Raw genomic sequence first — 19,462 nt, 5'->3', positions numbered from 1 at the left:
CTATGATACATAGTAGTATAATGACAGCTAAGATTTTAGTCTTAATCTTACTCATTGTAACCTCCTTTACCTTAGCGAAGTAGGTTACACTTAAGGGGTAGCCGCCCCTTAAGGCAACCCCAGTTTTATTATATCACAATCTTAAGCTTTCTTTTTGCCTATTTTAAGTCTATAAAGCTCATACACTAAAGTATCTAGCTCTTTTTGCATAGATTCTAATTTGGCTTTTGCTTCTGTCTCGCTGATGTGATTGGCAAATTTGTCTTGTTGGATAGAATAAGCTCTATCAAATAATGCTTCAAATATTTTGAGCTGTGAATTTGTAGGGATTATTATGGGAATCTGCCTCGCATCATTGATTTGAAAATGTGAAGTATTGTTGATAAAGTTACACACAATATCACTCATAAGTCTTGCATTAATAATACAAACAAGATATTTTTCTGAAGTTTGGCTAAATTGGGAATACAACGCCATACTTAAAACATCATTAACACTAATGCCTTTCTTTCTGCATTTTATATCATAAGACACATCTGTCCAACAAAAACCCTCCTTGAAATAAAATTGTGGGTTTCTCACCACAGGCATACCATTACCTTTTTTACCTGAATTTGTCCTCAAAAAACGGACATTGTATAGGTATTGCTGGTATGCTGGGATAAGAGAACCTGACCCTTTTTACTATAAGCGTGATAAGTTTGAGAGAGGGGTGTATTAGGAGTGAGTATAATATGAGATTCTGTGCAAATATTCAAAATAGTCCATTTAAAAGCTAATTGCGGATTTTATGTTGAGAGATTGCTTCGCACCAAAATGAGTAAAAAGTTTGCATAATGTTCTGAAGTGTCTTTGTAGCTTTGTAATCGTTCAAGTGAAAAAAACAAAATCTGCTTTTCTATATCCATTTTGCTCTTGCCTTATAATAATAGTATTTGTATCATAACTTGTTTTATAGAATAGTAGCTTTAGGTAAAGGTGCGTTTTGGTGGATAAAGCAATTTATCGAAAAGCTCCCCATCTAATCAAAACATCGCAGATTCTATTATCGCTTTAGTCGAGGAGATTCTAAATCTCAAAACAAATGGAGGGGCGACTTTAGTCGCACAGACTTTAATTTTTAGCCAAACCCTAAAGCTCTGCTGATTTGACGCCGTATTTTTCTTCGAGCTTGCTAAAGTTACTCATAAATCCCTCACAGAATCGCATACCATAAAGCAATACAAACCACGAAATATAAATCCATAGCATCATAAATAAAAAGATTGAAATCGGTCCATACACACTTTTATAAGTTTCATTATAGAAAACATAATACACAAAAACCCATTTTGTCAAAAGCCATACAATCGTAGCTAAAACACTAGAGGCAAGGAGTGGAATAAGCTTAAGGGGCTTATTTGCAGAGAGTTTAAAAAGTAAGAAAAACAATACCCAAGTGAGAATATAAGGAATCAAATCTGTTAAGATACTCAAATCCGCTGCACCTTTGAGCGTTTTTTGCACTTCACCACTGAAATAAATCGAAAAAGACAGCACGATAGGAAAAAGAGTGATCATTGTCCAATACATCACAAGAGAGTCAAAGAATTTTCGCGGTTTAGAGTTAAACATTTTAGCAGCAATGTATTCATAGTTGCGAAAGAATAATATTGAAGCGACAAGCGTATAGCCTAAACCCATCATTCCAAGAGCTGAACTATTTTTCATAAAAGTATCTAAATATTGTGAAATCATTTCGGTGTGTGTGGGGAGGATATTTGAGAGAATCAGTGTGCGGATATGCTCGACTTGAGATTGAAAATTAGGGAGATTGATGACGATTGAAAAGACAATCATCAAAAGCGGCACAATCGCAAAAATCGTATAAAAGCTTAGCGAAGCAGCGTAAAAGTTTAATTCTTTATTAGCGACAAAATCCCAAATATTATTGATTTTATCCCATACTAAGCCCACGATTGTGCGTGATTTAAGCCAAATTGTGCGGATAAGGTTGTCTTTATTGTAGGATTCCATAATACTCCTTTTGCTCTAATGACAGCTTGTAGCAGGCACATAGCCATAAGATTCTATCATTTGCACATCTTGCATAGGGGATTTGCCATCGGCAGTGAGATAATTCCCTAGCACTACAGCGTTAATCCCCATTTCAAAGAGCGCCTTTTGATCATCACCAAAGATGACTTCTCGCCCTCCAGCGATCATTAAACGCGTATGTGGTAGGTATTCTCGAGCAAGAGAGACACATTCTAAGGCTTCCTCTCTGCTCAATGTTTTTTGCGGCAGAGGCAAGGCTTCATTGGGGATATAAAAATTAATCGGTGAGCTGTGCGGTGAGAGAATCGAAAGGTATTTTAAAAACTCAATGCGATCGCCCCAGCTCTCACCTAAGCCAAAAATCCCCCCCGAGCAAAGCCCTAGTTCTGCTTTGAGTGCGTTTTCACATGTCTCAAATCGTTCTTTCCAAGTGTGTGTGGTGCAGATATGAGGGAAGAAATCTTTAGAAGTTTCAAGATTGTGATTATAGCTATCTACGCCGTTTTGTTTGAGGTATTTTAGAGAATCTAAATCCGCACTCCCGCAACAAGCGATGATATGCAATCCTAAATCTGCTTTTTTGATTGCTTGGGCAGCTTTGGCGATGTATTCGCATTTTTCAGATTCTAGACTCCTCCCTGCAGTTACCAGACAGAATCCTAATGCTCCATATTCGCGCAAACTTCTTGCTTCTTCGAGAATCTTTTCCATAGATTTGTATTTATAACGTTGAATATTTGTGGCATGATGCACGCTTTGTGTGCAGTATTTACAATCTTCAGGGCAGTCTCCTGATGAGACATTGCAAATCGAACAGAGAAAAATTTCATTGCTCACTTTTTGCATAGTTTTATCCTTGTTTTGATATTTTGATTTGTTATTGTAGCAAAAGTGTCTTTAAAATATGATGCTTTTGGTCGCGATGCTTTTGAATCCAGTAACACATCAAATCAGAATCTATCATATAGCATTAGCATTTTTTAATGATTATTTGACTATTATCTATCATTTTGCTTACATCAATCTTGCCATTTGCTAGATTCTGTTCATTTTTGTTTTAAATTAAGGGGTATATATGCGGACATTACAAGTCAGTGAGCTTAACGCTCAAATCAAAAGTATCTTGGAAAGCACTTTTATGGATATTTGTGTGGAGGGTGAAATCGCGAATCTTACACTGCATACGAGTGGGCATATTTATCTTACACTTAAAGATGAGCAATCAAGCATTCGTTGTGTGATGTTTCGTGGGAATGCAAAGAATCTAAAATTTGAGCCAGAAGTGGGACAATTTGTCTTGATAAAAGGTGCATTAAGCGTTTTTTCTCCAAAAGGAGAATATCAGATTCTGTGTAAAAGTATGACTCCTGCGGGAGTAGGTGAGCTTACTCTAGCCTTTATGCAGCTTAAAGAGAGGCTTATGCAAAAGGGCTATTTTGATGCTCAACGCAAGAAAACCTTGCCTCCTTTTCCGCATAGAATCGCCCTTTTGACCTCCGCGACAGGTGCAGCAAAAGAAGATATGCTCAAGGTCGCTAAAAAGCGTTGGAATCATCTTGAGATTGTGTTGTTTAATACGCTTGTGCAAGGGGAGGGCGCAAAGGATTCTATTGTCAATAATCTTAGGCTTGCTGATGGTTTTTATGGGTCATCGTATGGGTTTGATGTGATCATATTAGGACGAGGCGGTGGGAGTATGGAAGATATGTGGGCATTTAATGAAGAAATAGTCGCCGATGCAATTTTTCATGCAAAGACACCAATTGTATCTGCTGTAGGGCATGAAATCGATGTATTTATTAGCGATTTTGTCGCTGATTTGCGCGCACCTACACCTTCGGCAGCAATGGAAATGATTTTGCCTGATCAAAACGAATGGTTACGAATCCTTGATGAGACATATACGCATTATACGCAGAGTTTGGAAAGATTTTTATCACGCAAACAAGATTCTGTATCTTCTCTTAAAGAGCGTTTTAAAGAGTATCATTTTGAATCCCGATACAGATACTATCATGATCAAATCAATTATCTCCGTGAAACGATGCACACACATTTTGCCTCAATTTTTACTCATCGGCAGTTTGAAATCGATGCGCTTGAAGGTGCTTTTAAGACATCTATGCGCTCAATCTTCACGCTTTCTTCACAGAATCTTCATATCCTTGAAGAATCGTTAAAGGCTTATGACCCACACAGAATCTGCACGCAAGGTTATGCTCAAATCACCAAAGATTCTATCGTGCGGCAATTGAATGAGATTTTGTTAGATGAAGAGTTTGAATTAACAGATGCGGAGCAAAATATCAGAGCCAAACGCATTGGCTAGGCTCTTTGAAAATAATTTTTAGCGAGTGCTTCCCACAGAAGTAACACGCGTTTTGCTTCGGAATGAAGGAAGAGAATTCCAAATAAAGACGAGCAAGAGACTTTGGGCATCTTCTACACGCATAAGGTTGCATTTTACAAGAATGCGACATACTAAAAATTCAAAATAAGATACTCCCGCGCCTTTATCGTCAAGATAGGCTTTTTCAAAATCTCCTCCGAAATAACGCGCAATTGTGCTGATATTGATCTCTTTATTTTGTAGTGTTTTGAGATAGTCATCAGGTGAAGTATCGTTAGGAAGCTTTTTGATACGCGTGATGAGAAAATTGACAAGCTTATCTTCCAAAGATTTAATCAACTCCACAAATACTACGCTGTTTTTGTCGATATGCTGACGAACTTGTATGGCTTTTTCAAGTGTTTCGGGCTTTGCACCTTTGAGCAAAGTAGTAGCAATCTGTGTGATTTTGGGTTCGGAGAGGATATTGATAGTGTATTGTTTATTGGCTTGTCCGCTAGTATAAGAGCGTTTGATACTATCAATCGCCTTATCAACATCAGGCGAATCAAACATTCCCTTAAAAATCGCCAATTCCTCTTTTGTGAGAATATTTTCTAAATCATTCTCATAATTTTCATTAATGACAAAACCTTCTTCTTTGAGAATATAAAATTTTCTCACCAAAGTGTTGATCATACTAAACTGCATAGTTCCCCCTTCTTTTAGGTCAAGATAATTTATGATATTGCCAAGCTTTAAAAGCGTAACAATAACATTTTTTTGCTTAAAAATAAATCGGATTTTTTATTATTATTTTTTGTTTGCTAATAAATCTCGCTCTGAAAGGATAGGATCACTAATCCCCCAATCAATGCCTATTCTTTCATCATTCCACGCATAAGTAAATTGGTCGGGTGCATCGGCATATTCCCCAATATAAGCACATTTATAATAATACACCGCATTTTGGCTGCTGACGCGATATGCGTTACCAAAACCTGCTGGGAGTAATATGATTTGCTGATGATTGGAATCAATGATAAATTTCTCCCATTTAAGAAAATTTGGAGAATCTAAACGACAATCCACGACTACTTGATGTATCTGCCCATATACGCAGGTAACGAGTTTGTAAGTTTTCGTATCACCATGAATACCGCGTATGACATTGTGATGAGAATGGATAAATTTATCATGGATAAACCTTAGCCCATTAGGTAAAAGCTTATCGATGGCTTCACTTGTAAAGGCTGTCCAAATCTCCCCTCGTGAATCTTTAAATTTATTGGGAGTGATGATATACACACCTTTTAGATTTTTAGATTCTTGAATCTCAAATTCTATAGCCATCACGCGACCTTTGCGAGATGTGAAAGAGGTGTATAGGGGGTATAGGATAGGGTCAAACAGGGTTTGGCAGATTTAGCAGTTAAATCACTTATCCCCCCCCCCCGCAATACTTTTGCTAATTGCTCTAGAGATTCTGATAAGTTATTTTGGTGATTCCCCACAAAGAATCCATTTTGGTGCAGATACTTAGCATTTTTTAAATCCCCAAAGATTTCATAATCAAAATATTTTATCACTTCATTTTGGGTAAAATCCCCCGCAACAATAGGGCGAGATTCTATGTTATGATTTTGCAATGTGTGTATCACCTTTTTGCGTTTGAGTTTAGAATCTAGGCGAATAATGAAGCTAAAGCCAAACCATGAGCTTTTGCCAATTTCTTTTTGGATTATAAAATCTGGGTGATTTGCAAAAAAATGCGAAAAGACCTTTGCATTTTCTCTTCTTTGCTCTAAAAATTGCGGGAATTTCTTCAGCTGTTCTATCCCAATAGCTCCGCTCATCTCAAGCGGACGCACATTATATCCGGGTAAGATAAAGCGAAAAGATTCACTAAAAGCATCATCGCTTTTTGTCGTGATATGGTTTTGTTTTGGAAGATTTCTTGTCCAGCCATGTGCCCTAAGACAGAGTAAAATATGATACAGCTCCTCATCATCAGTTACGACAAATCCTCCCTCCATTGTCGCAATATGATGAGAATAAAAGGTAGAAAAAGTCCCCATAACACCAAAAGTCCCAGCAGCCTTACCCTCAAACTCTGCCCCTAGAGATTCGCAATTATCTTCTAGCAAGATAATATCTTTTCCTTTGATGATGTTCTTAATTGCAGCAAAATCATTAGGATTACCGAGTAAATTCACCACCATAATCATTTTAGTTTTTTCACTTACAGCAGCGTTTAAAGCCTCTAAGTCATAATTTAAAGTTTCTAAATCAATATCTACAAATTTAAGCTTTAAGCCATACTGATAAAGCGGATAATAAGTCGTAGCCCACGAAACTGCGGGGACAATCGCTTCATCACCCCTTTGCAATTTAGGATTTTTGGTATAAAACAATGCTGCAGTCGCGATGAGATTCGCACTAGAGCCGCTACTTGTCATCACCGCATATTTAGCACCCACAAAAGCAGCAAAATCCTCTTCAAACTTTGCGACTTTTTTGCCCATTGTGAAGTAATCACTCTTAATGACTTCTTCAATAGCTTGAAGTTCTTTGCTATCCCAAGTGCTTTGTGCTAAGGTGAAATTCATCATTGCTCCTTTAGTGTCAAATAATATTGATAGGTTTTAGAGATTCCCTCTGTTAAGTCAGTTTTAGCCTCCCAACCAAAGACTTTAAGACGCGTATCATCAATAAGTTTTTGTTGCATACCTACAGGCTTAGATAAATCATAGACAAACTCTCCATCAAACCCTACAACCTTAGCGATTTCTTGATAATATTCTTTAATGCTAAAATCTTTGCCTATACCGACATTGAGATTCTGTGGCATTATCTCTAAATGCTCTAGCGCAAAATACGCAAAATCTGCCAAATCTTGTGCATACATAAATTCTCTTCTTGCCTCTCCATCACCCCAAATATCAATTGCTTTAAGCCCATTGACTTTAGCGTGGTGGAGTTTGGCAATCACTGCGGGTATCATATGGGCTTTATCATCAAACTTATCATATTTGCCATAGAGATTACAAGGAATTGCGGTTTTGTAAAGTAATGAGCAGGATTTAGAGATATATTCACAAAGCCTTGTGCTAAGAATCTTGGCTAACGCATAGCCTTCATTAGTAGGCTCTAATGCACCCGTTAAAATCACCTCTTCTTTTAAGGGGTTTGGTGCGTTTTTAGGATACATACAAGAGCTTGCCATATTGAGCAGTTTAGTTACACCATTTTCCCTAGAAGCACTGATGAGATTTAATCCCATATAAGCATTTTGCACTAAAAATCCAACAGGATTTGCGATATTTGCCGCAATCCCTCCGACAAGTCCGGCACAATGGATAACAATGTCGGGTTTATGGAATTGCAAATAATCCATAATTTGTTTTTTATCGAGTAAATTTAACTCTTCTTTGCTTGGTGTTAGAATCTGATAATCCTTACTCTTTGGGTGTTTGGCGATATTTCGCCCAACCATTCCTGTTTTGCCACCAGTGATTAAAATTTTCTCCATTTTATCCCCTTATTCGTAATACCGCATAATGGTATATCCGCCTTCTTGTAAGTATTTATCCTTATTCATCAATTTTAAATCACTTTTCATCATATCGCAAACCAAATCTTCTAAATTAAACTCACGATTCCAACCGAGCTTTTGTTCGGCTTTTGTCGGATCACCTAAGAGTAAATCTACTTCTGTGGGGCGGAAGTATCGTGGATCAATGCCTACTAATTCTTGCCCGATTTTTAAATGCGATAAATCAAGCTGCAATTCTTCTGCTCTATGAGAATCAAGCTTTGCAACAATGCCTTTTTCATTAATTCCCTCTCCTATAAACTCCAAAAGTATCCCACAATACTCGAAACTAAGCTTGACAAAATCCCTAACCATTGTTGTCTTACCTGTAGCAATCACCCAATCTTCTGGCTCTTTGGCTTGCAAAATCATCCACATCATTTTCACATAATCTTTGGCATGCCCCCAATCTCTCTTAGCGTCCAAATTCCCCAAATAAAGCTTATCTTGTAGGTTAAGGGCGATTTTGGAAGCAGCCCTTGTGATTTTTCTTGTTACAAAAGTTTCTCCACGCACGGGCGATTCGTGATTAAACAAAATCCCATTACAAGCAAACATATTATAAGCCTCTCTATAATTCACCGTTATCCAATACGCATACATTTTAGCAGCTGCATAAGGAGAGCGAGGATAAAAGGGCGTTTTTTCATTTTGGGGGATTTCTTGCACTTTTCCATAAAGTTCTGAAGTGGAGGCTTGATAAATCTTTGTTTTATCAATAAGCTTTAAAAACCGCACTGCATCGAGGATTCTAAGTGTGCCTATGCCATCGGCATTAGCTGTGTATTCTGGTGTCTCAAAGCTGACATGCACATGGCTTTGGGCAGCGAGATTATAAATCTCATCGGGACAAATATCCGCAATCAATCGCGTAAGATTCATAGAATCTGTCATATCCCCATAATGCAGAAAAAACTTTCTATCTTTTGTATGATTGCCTTCAAAGAGATGATCAATCCTATCGGTATTAAAAAGTGAAGCCCTTCGCTTAATCCCATGCACCTCATAACCTTTTTTTAGCAAAAACTCCGATAAATACGCTCCATCTTGCCCTGTAACACCTGTGATTAATGCCTTTTTTCCCATTTTTACCCCTTATCAATAATATTTAATAGATTTTCCTCTGCCTTAGCCCTGTAAGCAAAAAGGCGATGATAGTTATCTTTAATGGCTTCCAAACGACTTTCATATTCTTCTTTTGTGCAGAGTTTAATAAGTTTGTCTATATCTACATTTTTATCGATTTTTATAATGCCATCAGCATTAAAAAACTCATCGATTTTTGTCGCACCAAGGTAGAGCGGAATCGTCATTGAAGCAAAGCAATCTAGAATCTTCTCTGTCCAATAATACGAGGAAATATGATTTTCTACTATGATAGAGAAGCGGTATTTTTCTAAAGACTTTGATTTAAAGGGTATTTCTTGTCCTCCATTAAATCTTCCAAAAACATCAACCTTGCCACTTTTTAAAGCTCTATGGGCGATTTCGTGTCTGATATGATGAATAGGCGTTAAGAGCTTATGCGAACACATCATAGAAATATCTTTATCTTTGAACAAATAAAGCTCCTCATCAACTCTGACATTATCTTTTTGTCCATTTTTAGGTCTTTCATTACCATACCATACGCTCCAATAAGGCACAAACCTCGCGTTAGGCAAGGTATCAAGCAAAATATCAGAATGTGTCAAAACCAAATCGAAATCCTTGCCTAAGCCTTGCTTTTCAAACATCGTATGAATCTCTGGTTTAATAGCTGGAGGTTCTGCAAGTCGTGCGTATTTTTTAGTAGGATTCCCAATGGTTTCCAAACAGCAATCATCGTGATAAAAATGCGTAGGTAAGGCAATATTGTGCATGTCATAATAAATTTTCTCCCCCCCCCCCGCAATAATAATCTGATCTTGCGAAGAAAACGCGTAATTTTTCACCTTGAGCGTTATAAAGTGCTGGGGGATTAGGGTTAAAACTCCAAGGTGAGGGAACATATAAATAATGTTTTCCATACTCTTCATTTCTCATACGCAAAAAAGTTTCATTTTGTGAAGATAAAGTTTTGCGAATCTTATGTCTTAGGGTTTTTGAAGGGACAAATGCAGATAAAAAATTCGCTAAACCTGTGTAGATTCTGCTTTGAATGTATTGCAATACAATGTCAATAAAATTGGTATCTTCTAGTTTGATTCTCATTATTCTCTCCCAAAGTCATCGTTAAATCGGATAATATCATCTTCTTGTGTGTATTCTCCCACTTGTGCTTCAATCAACACTACTGGGATTTTACCCTCGTTGCTTAGTCGATGCACCTCGCCCATTTTGATATAAGTTGATTCATTAGGACGCACGAGTTTTGTCTCATCACCCACACGCACGGTAGCCGTCCCACTGACAACAATCCAATGTTCATTGCGATGAAAATGTTTTTGCAAGCTCAAACGTTTGCCGGGTTTGACAACAATCTTTTTGAGCTTGTATCCCTGAGAATCTTCTAGTATCGTGTAAGTCCCCCAAGGACGATGAGTTGTTAGGTGTGTTTTGCAAATCTCATTATCCCCTAATGCCTTGACAATTTCTTTGATTCTCTGACTTTGTCCTCTTTTGCTGACTATCAAGGCATCTCCGGTGTCAATTACGATGCAATCTTGCATACCCACAAGAGAAATCAGTTTGTTTTGATTATGTGAGATGATGAGGTTATGATGAGAATCTAGCGACATACAATGCGCTAAAATCGCATTGCCTTGCTCGTCTTTTTCTAATTCTTGATAGAGTGCATCAAAACTCCCCACATCACTCCATGACATTTGACTAGGGATTACTTTGCATATTTTGGATTTTTCCATTACTGCATAATCAATGCTTTGCTCCTCTATCTCTTTCATAGAATCAAAGTCAATGCGTATTAAGTTTTCTTCTCTTTTAGCTGTTTCTAAGGCTTTTTGGGATTTGCTTAGAATCTCCGGGCAGTATTTTTGCATCTCTTGGAGCAAAGTCTCTACCTTGAAACAAAAAATCCCTGCATTCCAAAGAAAATTTTTTGATTGGCAGTATTCTTGTGCTTGAGAGAGATTAGGTTTTTCGTAGAAAGATTCTACTTGGAAATTTTCTCCCATTTTGATATAGCCAAATCCTGTCTCGGGATATTGAGGAATGATACCAAAAGTAACTAAAAACCCCTCTTTGGCAAAAGTTTGCGCTTTGCTAACAGCTTCTTGATAAGCTTTTACATCTTTGATAAGATGATCACTCGGAGTTACTAATACAATCTCATCTAAAGGCAAGGTCAGACAAGCCAAAGCAATAGCAGGAGCGGTATTTTTGGCTAGAGGTTCGAGTAGAAAATTACATTTTTTATCAATCTCTGCGACTTGATCTAAGGCTAAAAAATATTGCTCTGTATTTAAGACGACAAGTGTTTTTTCCGCACATTGTAGATTTCTTTCTAAAGTCAGCTGAAAGAATGATTTATTATCAAAAAATTTAATAAATTGTTTAGGCATCAATTTTCGACTTAGCGGGAAAAGCCTACTCCCAGAACCACCACACAAGATAATATTCGTCATTTAAGCCTCCAAAAATGCCAAATGAGAATCTTTAGGCTTTGATAGGTGTAGTGAGTTTAGATAGGTAGCGGATTGTTTAGAGGGATAAAAATAATGTTGGGGGTTAATTATATATTGCGAATGTTTCTTGCCATTAGAAAATAGATTCTCTTGCCCCCCCCCCCGCTACTTTATCAAGCTTTTTTGCATTGTTGATAGGGATTGCAGGTCTAAGTTGTTTAATCTTTTTCAATTTTACTCCTAAAATTTATTATTCAAGTGGGATTAAGGCAAGATTCTATCATAAATAATCTTAGTTTTGTAAAGATGATTTTATGATTTATTTGCAAGATTTTCATTGAGAATCTTTGCCATTATCAAATATCGAGATTCTGTAAAGTGAAAGATTTATAGAATCTACCATTATTGCATTTATCCTAAAATGATGCTTTTTTCTGCTTTGGGGATAAATTCTCCGATAATATTAGCCTTATACATTCCTGCTTGACGCAATTCATACACAAAATCTTTTGCTGTTTCAAAAGGTAATGCAAAAAGCAAGCCGCCAGAAGTTTGAGCATCATAATAATAGATGTCATCTTGTAAATCACAACGGATTTTTACAAATTTTTCTAAGGCTTTTTTATTTTCATACGAGCCTCCGGGCACGATGCCTATTTGCGCTATTGATTGTGTTTGCTCAAAAAGAGGGATTTCAGAAGTGTAAAGTAGCATACTTTTGTCGGCTTGTGATTTTCCACACATTTCGTAGCTGTGTCCGATTAGTCCAAATCCTGTAATGTCAGTGCAAGCGTGGATTTCATAATTTTGTGCAATGCGTGAGGCTTGTAGATTAAGCATCACCATAGCTTCCGTAACTTCTGAAGCATCATCAAGCATATCTGCTTTGATTGCAGTCGTAAGGATACCGCTCCCTATGGGTTTGGTTAGCACAAGCACATCGCCAATTTGCCCTGTATGATTACGCCAAATCTTATTTTTATGCACAATGCCATTCACCGATAAGCCGTATTTTTGCTCTCTGTCCTTAATGGTATGCCCGCCAAGAAGCAAGGCATTAGCTTGAGTGATTTTATCTAATCCACCTCTTAGAATCTCTCCTGCGATTTTAGCATCGAAATGTTCGCTATCCCACATAAGAAGATTCAGAGCAGATTTTGCAACTCCTCCCATCGCAAAAATATCACTTAAGGCATTAGCTGCAGCAATTTGTCCATAGACAAAGGGATCATCGACTACAGGCGTGATAAAATCTACACTTGAGAGCATTGCGTATTCATCATTTGAATGATAGAGCATTGCACCGCAGTCTTCATTGCTTTCAAAGCCTGTAATAAGTAAATCATTCGATGCTTGTGTGAGATGACTAGCAATTTGTGATAAGTCTTCCAGACCCACTTTAGCTGCTCACCCTGCGCATTGAATATATTGTGTAAGTTTGATAGGTGCTTGTGGCATCAATGTCCTTAAAGTGAGATGAGACTATCAGAACGAATCATATTCTGTATAGCTTCCAATGAATTGCCAATCATTCCGACTTTTAATCGTTCTGTGAGGGCAAAGTAGCTCAAACACGAACCACAGGAATAAATCTCAACACCTTGTCTTTCAAGTTCTTTGAGAGCCTCGACAATCTCGGTATTATCGACTTCTTTATTATCTGTGGTAAGTAAAACACCTCGATTAATAAACAGAATCTTTTGCGGCAAGACTTCGGCATTAAGAAGTGCTTTGATAAAACCATTAATTAACATACCGCCAAGCTCTCCTTCGCCTACGCGATCATTTTTGATAAGCATCATTTTAGGCACGATTTTTTCAATACTGCTTTGGGTTTTCTTTTTATCGATTTTGTTTTTAAGAATAATCATAAATTGTTCATCTCGTCCGAATCCTACTTCAAACTCATAGCCTTCCGAGCTTAAAAAACGCATTAGATTTTCTTTAGATGAGGGGGAATTGCCAATGATTTCATAAGTATGAAGTTTTAATAAATGCTCATTGACACCAGAGAGAGCCTTTTTAGTTTTTACAACAGGTTCAGGGCAAGCCAAATCACGCACATCAATTTGTATGGTATTGTTGTTATTCATTACTAAGCCTTTGATTTGAATGAGGTTTATTTTGCAGAAATTATACCAAAAATTAATCATCATTAAGCTTCATTTTATTTCTAAAATCATGGTGAAAACTATAAAAAATTTGAAGTATTTTAAAGAGGAAAAGTGAGTGAGATTCTAAAGATTTTGAAATTTATTGCTGAAGTAATAATCCCTTGAGAATCTCTCAAGGGATTAAATTTTAAAGTGCAAAGTTTTGCATCAAATGGAAGTTAAGATAAGTGTAAATATCATCTTTCTTGCCATCAAGTTTTTTAGGTGCGATTTCAAGGTATTCTTGCGCAGTAGGTAATCTTCCAAGCATTGCACACACACCGCCGAGTTCGGCACTTCCTAGATACACTTGTGCTCCTTTACCCATACGATTGTCAAAGTTTCTTGTTGAAGTTGAGAATACGACCGCATTATCTCGCACACGAGCTTGATTACCCATACACAAGCTGCAGCCCGGAGCTTCTAGTCTCGCACCTGCTGCGCCAAAGAGTGAGAAATAGCCTTCTTTTGTGAGTTGTTTTTCGTCCATTTTTGTCGGAGGTGCGATCCAAATCTGTGTCTTGCTTTGCCCTTCATTTTTGACGATTTCACCGAATGCTCTAAAATGACCAATATTTGTCATACAGCTACCGATAAAGACTTCATCAATATTATGAGGGCGTTTGGGGTTGGCAAGAATTTCACTTAATGTCGCCACATCATCAGGATCGTTAGGGCAAGCCAAAATGGGTTCTTTAATATCTGCTAGATCAATTTCAATCACCGCAGCATATTCTGCATCACTATCAGGCTCTAAAAGTTGGGGATTTGCAATCCATTCTTTCATTTTGTCTGCTCGGCGTTGAAGTGTTTTAGCATCTTGGTAGCCATTTTTGATCATTGCTTCGATTAATTTGATATTTGAGCTTAGATATTCAATAATAGGTTCTTTATTGAGACGCACGCTACACGCTGCAGCACTTCTTTCTGCACTCGCATCACTAAGTTCAAAGGCTTGTTCAACTTTTAAATCTCCTAAACCTTCGATTTCAAGGATTCTACCGCTGAAAATATTTTTCTTGCCTTTTTTCTCGACTGTTAGAAGTCCTTGTTTAATAGCGTAATAGGGGATTGCATTGACTAAGTCTCTTAAAGTGATGCCCGGATTGAGCTTACCTTTGAATCTTACAAGCACAGATTCTGGCATATCAAGAGGCATTGAGCCAGTAACTGCAGCAAAAGCAATCAAACCACTTCCTGCGGGGAAGCTGATGCCGATAGGGAAGCGCGTATGAGAATCTCCACCCGTTCCTACAGTGTCAGGCAAACACATACGATTAAGCCATGAGTGAATCACGCCATCTTTAGGACGCAAAGCGACACCACCGCGTTCAGAAATAAAGTTTGGCAAAGTTGCATGAAGGCTAACATCAGCAGGTTTAGGATAGGCAGCAGTGTGGCAGAAGCTTTGTAAAACAAAATCAGCCCCAAAACTCAATGCTGCAAGCTCTTTGATTTCATCGCGTGTCATTGCTCCTGTGGTATCTTGACTACCCACGGTGGTAGTTTTAGGCTCACAATATGTGCCCGGACGGATTCCCTCTACGCCACAAGCTCGTCCTACCATTTTTTGTGCAAGAGTATATCCTTTGTTGCTTGATTCGGGTTTGGGAGCTTGTTTGAACACATCACTTGCTCCGAGTTTGAGATATTCTCTTGCTTTAGCTGTAAGTCCTCGTCCGATAATGAGAGGGATTCTCCCGCCGGATCGAATCTCATCTGCAATCGTAATAGGTTGGAGGTTAAAGGTCGCTACGACTTTGCCTTCTTTTACAATTTCGCCTTTTTTTGTGTTGATTTCGATAATATCGCCGTCTTTGAGCTCGCTTACATCTGCAACGATTGGGAGTGCTCCACTATCTTCGCAAGTGTTAAAGAAAATAGGAGCTATAACGCCACCGATAACAATACCACCACTTTTTTTATTGGGGATATAAGGAATCTCTTTACCAAAATGCCACATTATAGAGTTACAGGCAGATTTTCGGCTACTTCCTGTCCCGACTACATCACCTACATACGCAACAACTGCATTGTTTTCTTGTGCTTTTTTCTTTGCGGATTCTATGCGTTGTTCAAAATTTTCAATCCGACTTTTAAGCATGGCTTTTGCATGTAAAGGAATATCACTTCGAGTAAAAGCATCTCCTGCAGGGCTTAAATCATCGGTATTTGTTTCTCCATCAATTTTAAAAACGCAAACTTTAATGGTTTCGCTCAAACCTTCTCTTGATTTAAACCACTCTGCATCTGCCCATGATTGGATAATTTCTTGAGAAAGCGGCGAATTGAGTGCGGCAATTTTTTCGAAATTATCATACACGAGAAGTGTGTGTTTTAGCGCATTTGCGCATGCCTTAGCAAGTGAAGAATCACTTAAAGATAAACCTTGAATAAGAGGTTGAACATTGTATCCACCTAGCATTGTGCCAAGATATTTGACTGCCTCATCGGGAGTAAAAGCCCAACCTTGAGTATTTTTTAATAAAATCTCACCTAAAAATTCCGCTTTTAGCTGTGCAGAAGCATCAACACCCGGATTGACACGATGAATCAAAAGCTCTTTAGCAAAGCTTTTTTGATCACTTGATACACTATTGTCTTTACATATTTCAATAGCGATTCTCGTTTGGTCAATATTTAAAGGCAAAGGTGGAATACCTTGCGCTTCTCTTTGAGCTTTTTGCGCCTCATACTCTTTGATGAAATTTGTAAAATCTTCCCTCATTTTTTCTCCTTACACATTGATTTGTTGTCAAGATTTAAGACAAAACCTTATATAATGGTTTGTTCTATTATAGAATAAAAATACTAAAATAGAATAAAAATAATAAACAAATTAGGAGGAAAGTAAAATGAAAGTTGTCCAAAATATGACTGAACTTATAGGTGATACACCTATTATGAAACTTAACAAGATCTCTCAACAATGCGGTGCTAATATCTTCGGAAAGTGTGAGTTTCTTAATCCCAATAGTTCAATCAAGGACAGAATCGCTTTATCAATGATTAAAGAGGGTTTGGAAAGCGGGCGTATTAAACCGGATACGACTATTATTGAGCCTACAAGCGGTAATACAGGTGTGGGCTTAGCGGGGGTATGTGCGAGTATGGGGCTTAAGCTTATTATTACAATGCCTGAATCGATGAGTTTAGAAAGACGCATTGTGATGAAAGCTTTTGGTGCAATACTAGAACTCACACCTGCAAGCAAAGGTATGAAAGGGGCAGTTGAGCGAGCTGATGAGCTTCATAAGGAGATTCCTAATTCTGTGATTTTGCAACAATTTCAGAATCCTGCCAATCCAATGATACATAAAGTAACAACTGCTCAAGAGATACTCAAAAGCTTCGAAGGAGAAAAAATTGATGTATTTTTAGCGGGTGTAGGCACAGGCGGAAGTATTACGGGTATAGGGGAAGTGCTTAAAGAAGCTTATCCGGATATTCAAATTGTCGCTATTGAGCCAAAAGATTCTCCTGTGCTTAGCGGAGGGAGTCCAGCACCTCATAAGATTCAAGGGATTGGAGCAGGATTTGTGCCTGATGTGTTGAATACAAAAATCTATGACAGAATCTTACAAGTTGCCAATGAAGATGCGTTTCAGACTGCTCAAGTGATCGCAGTTCAAGAAGGTTTGTTGGTCGGTATTTCAAGCGGTGCGAATGTATTTGGCGCAATGACTTTGGCAAAAGAATTTCCGGGCAAAAATATCTTAACGCTTCTCAATGATACAGGTGAGCGTTATTTAAGCACAGAGCTTTTTATTTGACAAAAGAGCTAGTCGTTTTTAAGTGTCATTAATGAAATCATCAAAGATTCTCAAGGCATTTTTTACTCCACTTTTAGAAGTGGAGTATGATAAACTTGAAACATTGCGTCATCAAACAATCCTCGCACCTAAGACTTTGTATTTTGATTTTACCGCTTCGGGTCTTGCTTATAAAAATATTCAAAAACGCATCGCAACTATTTTGCCTTATTATGCTAATACGCATTCACATTTTGCTTACAATGCGCATTTAATGAGTGATCTTTATGAGCAAGCTAAAGAGCGTATCAAGCAATCTTTAGGCTTGGACGAAGATTTTGTTTTGATCGCTGGAGGTAATGGGGCGAGTTTTGGGATTAAGAAATTTCAAGAAATTATGGGTATTTATATCCCACCCAAAAGTTTGGAGCGTTTGGGAATTCGCAAAGAGAAGATTCAAAAAATGCCCGATGTGGTGATTACTTCTTATGAGCATCACTCTAATGAAATCAGTTATCGTGAGGGATTGTGCCATGTGCATAAAATCAAGCTTAATGATAAGGGTTTGTTTGATGTGAATGATCTTTGTTATCTTTTGCAACAACTCAAAAAACCTATCGCTTCTCTTTCGGTAGCGTCAAATGTAACCGGAATGCTTACGCCTTTGGATCAGTGTGTGCCACTTTTGAGACAATCTCAAAGCGTGATAGCATTAGATATGGCAAGTTCTTCGGCATATCTAAATGTAGAATCTCATCATTTTGATGCAGCATTTCTTGCCCCACATAAATTGCTTGGAGGTATTGGTTCGTGTGGAATCTTGGCTATAAGAAAAGCGTTGATTGATACGCATTTGCCTCCAAGTTTTGGTGGAGGAGGGGTGATTGAATATGCTAACGATCACGAACACCTTTATATCAAAGATTGCGATTCTCGAGAGGAAGCTGGGACACCACCGATTATAGGGATTCTCTATGCTGCTTTAGCGTATCAGCTACGTGATGAAGTCGGTTTGAAATGGATCAGAATTAGAGAAAAGATTCTCACACAAGCATTTCTGTATGAGCTTTCAAAAATTCCTGCTGTGAGTATTTATGGGAATCTTGAAGAGGAACGATTAGGGATTGTGAGCTTTAATGTGGGTTCAATTTCCCCTCTTGATTTATGCGCAATATTAAGTCATAAGTTTGGGATTCAGACGCGTGCTGGCTGTAGTTGTGCCGGTCCCTATGGGCATTATTTGATAGCAGAGGGAAGTGAAAATAAAAAACCAATGTGGCTTCGGGTAAGTATCCATTATACGCATACGATTGAGGATATTGAGTATTTTATCAATTCCCTCAAAAATGCCATTCAGATTCTAAGACATTAAACTCTAAAAAGCTTTTGTAGTCAAAAACTATTTGAGAATCTTAAAAGATTCTATGCAAATTCGACACTCCATATTGTTAGCTTAAGAAGTATCCAAATTGGAATGCTTATCACATAGATTAAAAATACAAGTGGCATTTTGGATTGGAAGCTACGCGAAAATAGAAACACAACAAAAAAGAGCGTAAAGAAAAATAAACTACTAAGCACAGAATGAAGCAAATTGCTTACTTCTTTTGTGGTGATCTGTGCTGATGCTGCCATACCACTAAGCATTTCTTCTAGCTCTACGCCTGTGCCAAGATTTACATCTCCCCATAAAATCAATTTGCAATACCAACATAAAGCAATAACTGCAACGTAAGACATTAGTAAAGAAATTCTAAAAGTCTCTTTCTTGAAATAAAGTATAAGAGCTGTCGTAAATAGGGCTGTAATAAAAAGATTTGCAATTTCTTCATGGGCTAATATTCTAAAAATGAGATACTCAAGTAGTAATAGAACAATAGCTAGGTATTTGCATATTTTTTGAAAAAAGCTGAAATTTTCTGCTTTGGTGAAGTTAAAATCAAAATTTTTGAGGATTCTATGGGTTTCTTTAGTATCTGTATTGGTATTCATTTTTCCCTTAATGTGTGTTATGGCTTTTAATCTAGCAC

The 19,462-nt window shown here is 37.7% G+C and carries 19 protein-coding genes; 4 read left to right on the top strand and 15 right to left on the bottom strand.

The window, feature by feature from the left end:
- Positions 1-141: 141 nt before the first annotated feature.
- The 3 genes from LS68_RS04525 to LS68_RS04515 all read right to left on the bottom strand — a co-directional run bounded on the left by LS68_RS04525 (position 142) and on the right by LS68_RS04515 (position 2,883).
- Positions 142-591 carry a DNA modification methylase gene (locus LS68_RS04525; protein ID WP_138091047.1) on the bottom strand — a complete coding sequence of 150 codons (450 nt, stop codon included), beginning with the start codon at positions 589-591 and terminating at the stop codon, positions 142-144.
- A gap of 540 nt (positions 592-1,131) precedes the next feature.
- Entirely contained in the window at positions 1,132-2,016 is an 885-nt protein-coding gene (locus LS68_RS04520) for a YihY family inner membrane protein (protein ID WP_034372201.1), read from the bottom strand.
- Positions 2,017-2,031: 15 nt separating this feature from the next.
- Entirely contained in the window at positions 2,032-2,883 is an 852-nt protein-coding gene (locus LS68_RS04515; protein WP_034372199.1) for a biotin synthase, read from the bottom strand.
- A 58-nt stretch (positions 2,884-2,941) separates the two neighbouring features.
- Here LS68_RS04515 and LS68_RS09905 point away from each other — a divergent pair, with 58 nt between their 5' ends.
- Entirely contained in the window at positions 2,942-3,076 is a 135-nt protein-coding gene (locus LS68_RS09905; protein ID WP_277872298.1) for a hypothetical protein, read from the top strand.
- Between the two features lie 36 nt (positions 3,077-3,112).
- Positions 3,113-4,366: an exodeoxyribonuclease VII large subunit gene (xseA, locus tag LS68_RS04510; RefSeq protein ID WP_034372196.1), complete on the top strand. Its 1,254-nt coding sequence runs from the start codon at positions 3,113-3,115 to the stop codon at positions 4,364-4,366.
- An 18-nt stretch (positions 4,367-4,384) separates the two neighbouring features.
- On the opposite strand, the gene LS68_RS04505 is transcribed toward xseA, so the two are convergent.
- From LS68_RS04505 to acnB, 11 genes are all read right to left on the bottom strand, one after another.
- Positions 4,385-5,077, bottom strand: a complete 693-nt coding sequence (locus LS68_RS04505; protein ID WP_034372193.1) for a hypothetical protein — start codon at positions 5,075-5,077, stop codon at positions 4,385-4,387.
- Between the two features lie 102 nt (positions 5,078-5,179).
- Positions 5,180-5,719: a dTDP-4-dehydrorhamnose 3,5-epimerase family protein gene (locus tag LS68_RS04500; RefSeq protein WP_034372191.1), complete on the bottom strand. Its 540-nt coding sequence runs from the start codon at positions 5,717-5,719 to the stop codon at positions 5,180-5,182.
- A complete protein-coding gene (locus LS68_RS04495; RefSeq protein WP_138091044.1) occupies positions 5,719-6,978 on the bottom strand; it encodes a DegT/DnrJ/EryC1/StrS family aminotransferase in 1,260 nt (419 codons plus the stop codon). The genes LS68_RS04500 and LS68_RS04495 overlap by 1 nt, the downstream gene beginning before the upstream one ends.
- Positions 6,975-7,898 carry a GDP-L-fucose synthase gene (locus LS68_RS04490; protein WP_034371974.1) on the bottom strand — a complete coding sequence of 308 codons (924 nt, stop codon included), beginning with the start codon at positions 7,896-7,898 and terminating at the stop codon, positions 6,975-6,977. Before LS68_RS04490 ends, LS68_RS04495 begins: the two co-directional genes overlap by 4 nt.
- A gap of 9 nt (positions 7,899-7,907) precedes the next feature.
- Positions 7,908-9,047, bottom strand: coding sequence for a GDP-mannose 4,6-dehydratase (gene gmd, locus LS68_RS04485; protein WP_034371977.1), 1,140 nt, complete (start codon positions 9,045-9,047; stop codon positions 7,908-7,910).
- Positions 9,048-9,049: 2 nt separating this feature from the next.
- Positions 9,050-9,895: a glycosyltransferase family 10 gene (locus LS68_RS04480; RefSeq protein ID WP_158621820.1), complete on the bottom strand. Its 846-nt coding sequence runs from the start codon at positions 9,893-9,895 to the stop codon at positions 9,050-9,052.
- Positions 9,825-10,154 carry a hypothetical protein gene (locus LS68_RS09575; protein ID WP_158621819.1) on the bottom strand — a complete coding sequence of 110 codons (330 nt, stop codon included), beginning with the start codon at positions 10,152-10,154 and terminating at the stop codon, positions 9,825-9,827. Before LS68_RS09575 ends, LS68_RS04480 begins: the two co-directional genes overlap by 71 nt.
- Positions 10,154-11,527 carry a mannose-1-phosphate guanylyltransferase/mannose-6-phosphate isomerase gene (locus tag LS68_RS04475; protein WP_138091038.1) on the bottom strand — a complete coding sequence of 458 codons (1,374 nt, stop codon included), beginning with the start codon at positions 11,525-11,527 and terminating at the stop codon, positions 10,154-10,156. Before LS68_RS04475 ends, LS68_RS09575 begins: the two co-directional genes overlap by 1 nt.
- Before the next feature lie 411 nt (positions 11,528-11,938).
- On the bottom strand, positions 11,939-12,925 hold the full coding sequence (gene selD / locus LS68_RS04470; RefSeq protein ID WP_081950892.1) for a selenide, water dikinase SelD: 987 nt from the start codon (positions 12,923-12,925) through the stop codon (positions 11,939-11,941).
- A 68-nt stretch (positions 12,926-12,993) separates the two neighbouring features.
- Entirely contained in the window at positions 12,994-13,620 is a 627-nt protein-coding gene (gene yedF, locus LS68_RS04465) for a sulfurtransferase-like selenium metabolism protein YedF (protein ID WP_034370099.1), read from the bottom strand.
- Between the two features lie 208 nt (positions 13,621-13,828).
- The gene (acnB, locus tag LS68_RS04460) at positions 13,829-16,408 is read right to left on the bottom strand and encodes a bifunctional aconitate hydratase 2/2-methylisocitrate dehydratase (RefSeq protein WP_138091035.1); all 2,580 of its coding nucleotides are present in this window, start codon (positions 16,406-16,408) and stop codon (positions 13,829-13,831) included.
- A gap of 127 nt (positions 16,409-16,535) precedes the next feature.
- Between acnB and cysK the strand changes: the two genes are divergently transcribed.
- Together cysK and LS68_RS04450 are read left to right on the top strand one after the other, a co-directional pair.
- Positions 16,536-17,453 (top strand): cysteine synthase A, encoded by a 918-nt coding sequence (gene cysK / locus LS68_RS04455; protein ID WP_034369618.1) that lies wholly within the window; start codon positions 16,536-16,538, stop codon positions 17,451-17,453.
- Between the two features lie 31 nt (positions 17,454-17,484).
- On the top strand, positions 17,485-18,804 hold the full coding sequence (locus LS68_RS04450) for an aminotransferase class V-fold PLP-dependent enzyme (RefSeq protein ID WP_034369619.1): 1,320 nt from the start codon (positions 17,485-17,487) through the stop codon (positions 18,802-18,804).
- 50 nt (positions 18,805-18,854) lie between these two features.
- On the opposite strand, the gene LS68_RS04445 is transcribed toward LS68_RS04450, so the two are convergent.
- Positions 18,855-19,424, bottom strand: coding sequence for a hypothetical protein (locus LS68_RS04445; protein ID WP_034369620.1), 570 nt, complete (start codon positions 19,422-19,424; stop codon positions 18,855-18,857).
- Positions 19,425-19,462: the final 38 nt, after the last annotated feature.

The organism is Helicobacter sp. MIT 05-5293 (genome assembly GCF_000765665.2).
Taxonomy (GTDB): domain Bacteria; phylum Campylobacterota; class Campylobacteria; order Campylobacterales; family Helicobacteraceae; genus Helicobacter_C.
This window is presented reverse-complemented; position numbering and strand designations above follow the sequence as displayed.